This is a genomic window from Streptomyces viridosporus, assembly GCF_002078235.1.
Classification (GTDB): Bacteria; Actinomycetota; Actinomycetes; order Streptomycetales; family Streptomycetaceae; genus Streptomyces; species Streptomyces viridosporus.
In genome coordinates, this window is sequence record NZ_MSGP01000187.1 from 1 (window position 1) to 1,334 (window position 1,334).

Here is a 1,334-nt window from a genome sequence, read left to right on the forward strand (position 1 = left end):
GATGTGTATACGAGCCAGGTCCCCCTCCCCCTCCGCATCCACCTCCGCGCCCGCCGCGTCCGGGCCGCTCAAGGGGAAGGTCGTCGTCATCGACCCGGGGCACAACCCGGGCAACTTCCGGCACACCGCCGAGATCAACCGCCAGGTGGACATCGGAACGAACCGCAAGGAGTGCGACACCACCGGCACGTCCACCAACGACGGTTACGCCGAGGCCCGGTTCACCCTCGACGTCGCCCACCGCATGCGCGCGCTCCTCGAGGAGCAGGGCGCCACCGTGAAGCTGACGCAGGACGCCGACCGGCCGTTCGGGCCGTGCGTGGACGAGCGGGCCCGGATCGGCAACGCGGCGAAGGCCGACGCCGTCGTCTCCCTGCACGCCGACGGCTCCGGCGCCGGCAACCGCGGCTTCCATGTCATCCTTCCCGGCGCCGTCGACGCCGGCGCCGCCGACACCCGGGCCATCGTCGGGCCCTCCCGCGACCTCGGTGAGCGCATCGCCGGCAACTTCGTCCGCGTCACCGGCAGCGCGCCCTCCAACTACGTCGGCGGCGGGACCGGTCTCGTCACGCGAAAGGACCTGGGCGGTCTCAATCTGTCAACGGTTCCCAAGGTGTTCGTCGAGTGCGGCAACATGCGCGATAGCAAGGACGCGGCGCTGCTGACCAGCGGTGCCTGGCGGCAGAAAGCGGCCCGAGGGATTTCCGACGGAATCGTGAGCTTCCTGCGCGGGTAGGGATCAGCCCGCTGATCCTGGCGGACAGCCCGATCGCCCGGACGATAGTGTCGTCCGGACGATGAGGGGCGCCACCCCCGCGCTTCCCACCGGGGCCTTCGGGCAACTTGGTGACAGCGACGCCTCTTCCGACGACGAGACGACCTACGAAGGACCTGAAGTGAATATCCGCTCCCTCACTCGAGGCGACGGCGTGGTGATCGGAGCAGCGGTGTTGCTGTTCATCGCGTCGTTCCTCGCCACGTTCGACGGCGACGGCGACGAAATCCCCAATGCCTGGGACAACCTCGGCCTGGTGATGAGCATGTACATCGCCGGCATCGCCGGTGCGGCCCTCATCGTCGTGGCCCGCGCGCTCCCCCAGCCGCCCAAGGTCGCCGGTCTCGACCTCGGTCAGTTCGGAGTGGCGCTGACGATCTTCTCCGCGTGGACGGCGTTCTGGACGATCATCGACCCGATGGGAGCGTTCGACGACATCTTCTCCGGTCTCGGCGGCAACGAGCCCGACACGGGTGCCGGTCTCATCCTCGGTCTGATCGCCGCGCTGATCCTGGCCGCCGCGGCCGTCGCCACCCCCCTGGTCCCCGCCCTCAAGGGC

General features: G+C 69.5%; 1 protein-coding gene and 1 pseudogene. Both read left to right on the top strand.

What is annotated here, in order from left to right:
- Nucleotides 1-736, top strand: a 736-nt coding sequence (locus B7L92_RS14075) for an N-acetylmuramoyl-L-alanine amidase (RefSeq protein WP_107501480.1), incomplete at its 5' end; no start/stop codon positions are given.
- 160 nt (nt 737-896) lie between these two features.
- A pseudogene (locus tag B7L92_RS14080) lies at nt 897-1,334 on the top strand (DUF5336 domain-containing protein); the annotation flags it as partial.